This is a genomic window from Ideonella sp. P3_A4, assembly GCF_056403075.1.
This window is the reverse complement of the sequence record NZ_JBFUGE010000338.1, coordinates 1-6,691: the sequence shown is the minus strand read 5'-3', so window position 1 is coordinate 6,691 and position 6,691 is coordinate 1. Positions and strand designations below refer to the sequence as shown.

At 68.5% G+C, this 6,691-nt stretch carries 7 protein-coding genes; 3 read left to right on the top strand and 4 right to left on the bottom strand.

The annotated features are described in order from the left end of the window. The first annotated feature begins 28 nt into the window (after nt 1-28). A complete protein-coding gene (locus tag AC1DYI_RS23330; RefSeq protein ID WP_477206517.1) occupies nt 29-712 on the top strand; it encodes an alpha/beta hydrolase family protein in 684 nt (227 codons plus the stop codon). Between the two features lie 9 nt (nt 713-721). Here AC1DYI_RS23330 and AC1DYI_RS23325 read toward each other — a convergent pair whose 3' ends face one another. Both AC1DYI_RS23325 and AC1DYI_RS23320 read right to left on the bottom strand, forming a co-directional pair. After that, a complete protein-coding gene (locus tag AC1DYI_RS23325) occupies nt 722-2,179 on the bottom strand; it encodes a carotenoid oxygenase family protein (protein ID WP_477206516.1) in 1,458 nt (485 codons plus the stop codon). 123 nt (nt 2,180-2,302) lie between these two features. Further along, the gene (locus AC1DYI_RS23320; RefSeq protein WP_477206515.1) at nt 2,303-3,475 is read right to left on the bottom strand and encodes a low temperature requirement protein A; all 1,173 of its coding nucleotides are present in this window, start codon (nt 3,473-3,475) and stop codon (nt 2,303-2,305) included. Nucleotides 3,476-3,555: 80 nt separating this feature from the next. Here AC1DYI_RS23320 and serB point away from each other — a divergent pair, with 80 nt between their 5' ends. Further along, nucleotides 3,556-4,266, top strand: coding sequence for a phosphoserine phosphatase SerB (serB, locus tag AC1DYI_RS23315; RefSeq protein WP_477206514.1), 711 nt, complete (start codon nt 3,556-3,558; stop codon nt 4,264-4,266). A 21-nt stretch (nt 4,267-4,287) separates the two neighbouring features. Here serB and AC1DYI_RS23310 read toward each other — a convergent pair whose 3' ends face one another. Continuing rightward, nucleotides 4,288-5,013: a TIGR02594 family protein gene (locus AC1DYI_RS23310; protein ID WP_477206513.1), complete on the bottom strand. Its 726-nt coding sequence runs from the start codon at nt 5,011-5,013 to the stop codon at nt 4,288-4,290. 8 nt (nt 5,014-5,021) lie between these two features. Then, nucleotides 5,022-5,957, bottom strand: a complete 936-nt coding sequence (locus AC1DYI_RS23305) for a hypothetical protein (RefSeq protein ID WP_477206512.1) — start codon at nt 5,955-5,957, stop codon at nt 5,022-5,024. A 299-nt stretch (nt 5,958-6,256) separates the two neighbouring features. Between AC1DYI_RS23305 and AC1DYI_RS23300 the strand changes: the two genes are divergently transcribed. Beyond that, the coding region (locus tag AC1DYI_RS23300; RefSeq protein ID WP_477206511.1) for a hypothetical protein at nt 6,257-6,691 on the top strand (435 nt) is incomplete at its 3' end.

Genomic DNA, 6,691 nt, shown 5'->3' with positions numbered 1-6,691 from the left:
GGCCAAAACCATTCACCGAGGCCGTGTCATGCCAGACGCCCTGCATCCGCACGAACTGACCCTCACCCTGCCTGACGGCTCGACCGTCTCGGCGCTGCTGCAGGCCCCACCCGACGCGCTCGCCTGCTACGTGTTCGCGCATGGCGCGGGCGCGGGCATGGCGCACTCGTTCATGGCCGCGGTGGCGGCCGGGCTGGCCACGCGCGGCATCGCGACGCTGCGCTACCAGTTCCCCTACATGGAGCGTGGCTCGAAGCGGCCGGACACACCGGCGGTGGCGCATGCCGCCGTGCGCGCGGCGGTGGTTGAAGCGGCGAAGCGCTACCCGGGCCTGCCGCTGGTGGCGGGTGGCAAGTCGTTCGGCGGGCGCATGACTTCGCAAGCGCAAGCGGCCGAGCCGCTGCCGAGCGTGCGCGGATTGGTGTTCTTCGGCTTCCCGCTGCACACGGCGGGCAAGCCGTCGATCGAGCGTGCCGCGCATCTGGCGAAGGTCGAATGCCCAATGCTTTTCTTGCAGGGCACCCGTGACGAGCTGGCCGAGGTCGAGCTGCTCACCGGCGTGACGAAGGAGTTGGGCTCGCGCGCGACGCTGGAACTGGTGGCCGAGGCCGACCACTCGTTCCACGTGCCCGCGCGCAGCGGCCGCAAAGACGCCGAGGTGCTGGAAGGCTTGCTCGACGTCGCGGCCGCGTGGATCGGCCGGTTGACGTAGCGACGCAGATCAGCGCGGCTGGAAGGCCGAGTGGAAGCCGAAGGGCACCACCTGCGGCGCCTGCACCGTGGCCAGGCACTCCATGCGGCGTGCGTCGACCACGGCCACCATCGTCGCGGTGTCTCCATCGGCCAGCGTGGGCACGAGCAGCACGCCGTCGTCTTCATCGGAACCGCCGGGGCGCGGCACGAACAGTGGCTCGAGCTGCACCGCGTCCGGGCGCTGCCATTCGCGGCGCTCGCCGGTGGTCAGGTCGATGCGCACCGTGCGGTCCAGGAAGTGAGCACGGTCGTCGACGTCGTAGCCGGCTCCCCAGGCCCAGCGGGCGGCGCCCTCTTCCGGCCGTGCCGGGTGCATTTGCGGCAGCTCGAAGCCGCGGCTGAGCGGTTCTGCATCAGCCTCGGTGCGGCCAGGGCGCAGGCGGTAGCGCGCCAGCCGCGCGACCGAGCTTTGGCGCTGGCCGGTACGCAGCTTGTCCAGCGCCAGGTCTTCGAAAATGCTCGCGTCRGGGTAGTCACACAGGTCCAGCACCAGATCGGCCCCGTCTTCATGGGCCTGCACGGCGTGGAAGCACATCATCGGCGCGATGTCCCAGCGCCGCACCGAGCCATCGGCCAGCGAGATGGCGTGGATCGCCGAGCCGCCGGCTGCGTCCCAACGGAAGTTGGCCGCGTACGACCGACGCGTGAAGAGGAAGCCGAGCGGCTGCACGCGCAGCGCCGTTTCCCACACCAGCACGTGGCCCGAGCTGCGGGCAAAAGCATGCAGATAGCCCGCCTTCTTGACCTGGATGGTGGCCACCGATTCGCGCCGGGTGCTGCCGGCGCGGATGCGGAACAGCCGGTAGGTGCACTTCGGGCCCAGCTCGACGCCAACGTTCCAGTAGTCACCGCGCGAGTCGGTCATGCCGTGYGCGGCCATCAACGCGATGTCCAGCTTGTCGTCGTGCTGCAGTTCGCCCAAGGTGGMCAGGCTGTCGGGGTCGAAGCCGATCAGGTGCGGGCTTTCGGTGCAGGCGATCCAGCGCTCGCCGATGCGCGACATCACCACCGCCGGGTTGTCGCTGCCGCGGGGGTGCTTGAAATGCGTGATGCGCGACAGCCAGGACTCGGTGTCCGGCGTGGCGAATTCGCCCACCACGGGCTTGCCGGCGGCCTGGGCCAGCCGGTAGGACTGGCTGTCGGCAAAGCGGCTGCGGTAGAGCACCTGGCCGTCGGCAAACCGCAAGCGGTGCAGCATCGCCAGGCCATCGAACCAGTGGGCGTAGTGGCCGTGGGGCAAGTCCCAGACGGCCGGGCCGTTCAGCAGCAGGTGGCCCTGCAACCAGGTCGGCAACTTGCCGTGCATAGCGCAGGGGGTGTCATCCAGCTCGCGGGCGCCGGTCTGGAAGCCACGCAGGCGACTCAGGGCGACGGTGGCCGGATCAGCGCCGACCGGCGCGGTGGTGCGTTCGAGGACAGMGGACATGACGGGCTCCTCTTTCGACCTGACGACGGACGCCGACGGGCATCCAGACGGCATCCAGGTTCTACGCCCGGCCGCAGCTGTTGGATGCCGGGACATTCACCTAAGGGCTTGCGAAGGGGCGGCTCAAGACCGGCGCACTGCGACGTATTCCCACGCTGCCACGATCACGAGCACCACGGTCGTCGCGGCGCCCAGCACCAGCGCCGAAGCCATGTGCAGCGCCGCCGGCACGGCCAGCAGCGCCAGCAGCGCCAGGCCGACCAGGTGCGAGAACGGCGGCAGGCGCCGCGTGTTGGTGGCCCACTTGAAGGCCGCGGTGCCCGCGAGGTAGAGCGCCGGCCCGCCGAGGATGGCGAACAGCGCCGGCAGGTCGGCATGGTCGGGGTGGACCAGCACCAGCTCGTCGGCCACCGCGCAGACCACGATGCCGGCGACGATCAGCAGGTGCATGTAGGTGTAGGCGTTGCGCGCCTGCCGCCCCGGCTGCGCCGAATGCGCCATGTGGTGGTGCRCGCGGGTGGCGCCGGTGTCGAAGTAGATCCACCACATCGCCAGGGTGCCGACGAAGGCTGCCAGTGCGCCGACGGCAATCGCGGCTGACCATTCGGCATGGGCCACCGTGGCGCCGGTGACCAGCAGCGATTCGCCGAGCGCGATGATGACGAACAGCGCGCAGCGCTCAGCCATGTGGTTGGGGTCGATGTCCCAGTCGGCCAGCACCGAGCGGCCCATGCCGGGCGTCCAGAAGAACAGCAGCGGCGCCGCGGTTTCCACCGCCAGCGCCAAACCCCACCAACCCAGGCGTTGGGTTGGCTCGGCCAGGCCGCCGGCCAGCCAGCAGGCCGAGCCCAGCAGCAGCCAGAACATCACGCGCTGGAAGTTGCGCCGCATCGCCAGCCGCTCGCCGCGCACAGCCCATAGCACGAAGACCGTGCGGCCGACCTGCTGCGCCACGTAGGCCAGCGCAAACGCCAGCCCCGCCTCGTCGAACGCATGGGGGATGGTGGCCGACATCACGAGCCCGGCCCCCATCAGCGCAAACAGGGCCAGCCGCACCGGCAGGCGCTCGGGGTCCAGCCAGTTGGTGACCCAGGAGGTGTAGATCCACACCCACCAGGTGCCCACCATCATCACGCCGACCTGCAGGGTGCCGAGCGGAGTCAACCGGGCCAGCAAGGCGTGCGACAGCTGGGTCACCGCGAACACGAAGACCAGGTCGAAGAAGAGCTCGACCATGGCGACCTTGCCGCTGTCGTGCGTGCCGCGCGTCCGCAGCCAGGAGGTGATGCCGTTCATGGGCGCGCATGCTGCCATAGCGTGAACGACCTGCTGCGATACTTGTGTGTCTCTGCTGACCGCCCCGGCCCCACTTTCCGATGACTGCCACCGAATTCGCCCCCGGACTGTTCACCCGAGGCATCACGCCGCCGCTGGCACTGGCCGATTTCAAGCTGGTGGCCTTCGACATGGATTCGACGCTGATCGACATCGAGTGCGTCGACGAGATCGCGGCGGCGGCTGGCCGCAAGGCCGAGGTGGCGGCCATCACCGAGGCCGCGATGCGCGGCGAGATCACCGACTACAAGGACAGCCTGCGCCGACGCGTGGCACTGCTGGCCGGCGTCAGCCAACAGGCCTTGCAAGATGTCTACGTGCAGCGGCTGAAACTGAACCCCGGCGTCGAGGCCTTTGTGCTGGCCTGCCGCGCGGCGGGGCTGAAGACGCTGCTGGTCTCTGGCGGCTTCACCTTCTTCAGCGACAAGGTGCGTGCTCGGCTGCAGCTGGACTTTGCCCGCGCCAATGTGCTGGAGGTGGTCAACGGCCAGCTCACCGGCCGCATGGTCGACCGGCCCTGGGGCGACATCGTCGACGGCGCCGAAAAGCGCCGCGTGCTGCTCGAAGTCTGCGAGCTGATGGGCATCTCGCCAGCCCAGGCGATTGCCGTGGGCGACGGCGCCAACGATCTGCCAATGATGGGGGCAGCCGGCCTGTCGATCGCCTTCCACGCCAAGCCCGCCGTGCGCGAGCAGGCGATGCTGTCGATCGAACAAGGCGGCATGGAGCGCGCGCTCGAAGWGCTGCGCTGAGCAGCACTTCCGCGCCACCGCTCACAGCGCCTGGCGGATCGCCAGCACAAGCTGGGGGTCGAAGCTGGCGATGCTGACACGATCGCCCTGGTTGCCGCCGAGCAACCGGAGGCGGCCACTCTCCGTGCCGACGAAGAAGCCGACATGGCCTTGCGGCGCCGCGCCCCGCTCCAGCACCACGATGCAACCGGGGAAGAAGTCGGTGGTCACGCGGCCCCACGTCATCCAGGAACGTGCGGCCTTCGAATCGGTGCCCTTCAGACCCGCCTGCTCGACACAGAAGTTGACGAACGACGAGCACCAGGGGACCGAGTCCGGCTCTTTGCCGCCGCCGGTCGTCGCGTGGTAGGCCACGATGCGGGGGTTGTCCCCTGCACCGGGCACTTCGGCCACACCGAGCTCGGCCCGAGCGATCTCGAGCATGCGCGCGTGGACGGCCGGCGTGGCCGAAGTTGCAGCAGCCGGTGCTGCGGGCGACCCGGCCGCCGCAACGTGCGCGGCCAGTACGGGTACGGGCGTCGGCGCTACCGCAGGGGCTGCGGTCATGCCCGCTGCCAGGCCGGCCACCGCGACGACGGGCGCGGCAGACATGGCAGGCGCAGGGTCGGGGAACTCGGCCACGATCGTGAACTCGCCGTCGTCCTCGGGCTTCCTTGAAATGATGCGGCCGCCATCGGCTGCGATCACCGCTTCCACGAACGCGAACCGGTCAGGCGAGATGTCAGTGATGACACGTTGAATGCTCATGTTGTCTCCTAAGGCGTCTTCGGCTTCAGCCACTTCATGCACACCGCCACCCGCGCCCGCTCACGGGCGAATTCAGGCGACAACACCAGATCGGTGAACAAGGTGCCGGGTGCCAGGCCGGCCTGCTTGAAGCAGTCCTGCTTCACCTTGTCGAAGACGCCCGTGTTCGGCGTTGAGCACTTCGGGTCGCCCGCACAGACCGCCATGAAGAACGCATCGCTCGCCTCGTCCTTCTGGAAGCTGAATTGCTCGGTCAACTTGGCCTCAGCCTTCTCGGCCTTCGCGCCTACCGCTTCGGTGATGCCTACCAGTGCGCCCAGCACAGTGCCGGCGTTGTAGTAGTCGTTCAAGTCCGAAAGCGCCGAGCCGACCGGGTACTCGATCAGGCTCTTGCTCAGCCCGGCGCGAATGCGAAATGCGACCTCCGCACGCCGTGCCCGCATGCCGGTGTGGATCGCAATCAGCGTGCGCTCGGCCAGCACTTCCTTGTCGTAGGCTTCGCGGCCGCCGATGATGAAAGCGCTCAGGCCCGACAAGATCTGAGATGCGCCGCCGCTGGAGACGGCTGCAGCACTGTTCAATCCCAGCGTCGCCAGCGTGGCGCTGAAACCGGCCTTGCGCGTATCGCGGAACAGCGTTTCCTCGAACTGCGAGAAGCGGATGTCGGTGGCGTACATGCGCGCGCTGACGATCTCGCTGCGGCAGGTGTCCGTTGGCGTCTTCAGGCAAGCCGCCATGGCCGTCACGTCGATCAACGTTGCGAGCTTCTTGACGTCCTCTTCCGGGTCCGTCGCCCGCTGGGGATAGCCATCGAAGGCGGCGCACGCGCTCAGCACCATGGGCACCAACAGCGCCGCCATGACCAGTCGCACCAGCCGCCGCATGTGTGCAGCCCACCGAGACGCCAGCGCTGCTGACGCCTGCCCGGTCGAAATGTTTTTCATGTGAACCCTCCACGCCGCAAACCACCTCGCGGACGTCGGCAAGGCTAGGCCTGCGTCGCCATTTGCGCGTCATCAACGTTGACGATCAAAGGCCGTCAAACACGGCCCGGCGTCGCGTTTCGGGACCGGCCACGCACGCCCCCCTAGTCGGCCGAATTTCCTAGGTGCTCGTATTTCTCCCGTTAGGGATGGGGCGGCAGCTCGCATGCGCCTACCTTGGGTACCCGGTGTTCGCCTGCCTGTCGTGGGGCGAGATGCACCGGCATTTCGCCGAGTCCATCCACACAGGGAACCACACCATGACTTACTACCTCAAGGGCACGCTGAAAGGCGCGCTCTGCTTTGACTGCATCGAGCCGCTGGAAGGCCTGGTCGTCAAGGCCTACGCGCTGGCGCCGGGCCGCGACGTGGCGGCGCTGGCCGTCGCCCGCACCAAGGACACCTTCGAAGGCGTGCCGGACGCCGACCGCGACGGCAAGGCCGGCCGCCTGCTGGCCGAGGCCACGATCGACGCCAACGGCGCCTACACGCTGGACTTCAGCAAGGCGCCGAACTACCAGGGCGAGGCCTTTGAGCTCGACCTGTACTGCGCCACGGTGCCGCGCCGCAAGAACCAGGAGAAGCTGCCGCCGCCGATGCAGTTCACGCTGACTGTCGTGCAGCCGATGTGGCGCGAGATCAAGGACGACCGCATTGCCGCGTGGGACTTCACGATCCCGTACCGCATCTGGTGC